This is a genomic window from Neisseria sp. P0009.S007 (assembly GCF_051962515.1).
Genome location: NZ_JBQCVF010001000.1, coordinates 1 through 326 on the forward strand (window position 1 = coordinate 1; position 326 = coordinate 326).

Here is a 326-nt window from a genome sequence, read left to right on the forward strand (position 1 = left end):
CTATTTGTTTTCGGATAAAATACAGCAAACTTCAAATCAGCTTCCTTTTAAGATGACGCCAGAAACCCAAAAACAGCTCAAAATCACCGATGTTTCCGCCAAGAAGCTCGACAAACTCAACCTCCATACCGCATGGGATTTGGTGTTGCACCTGCCGTTGCGTTACGAGGACGAGACGCACATCATGCCGATTAAGGATGCACCAATCGGCGTGCCGTGTCAGGTTGAGGGCGAAGTCATCCATCAGGAAGTGACATTTAAACCGCGCAAACAGCTGATTGTCCAAATCGCTGACGGTTCCGGCAGCGTCCTTTTTCTGCGCTTTA

General features: G+C 48.5%; 1 pseudogene. It reads left to right on the forward strand.

Annotation, left to right across the window (positions count from 1 at the left end):
- Nucleotides 1–52: 52 nt before the first annotated feature.
- A pseudogene (locus tag ACTHS3_RS17495) lies at nt 53–326 on the forward strand (ATP-dependent DNA helicase RecG); the annotation flags it as partial.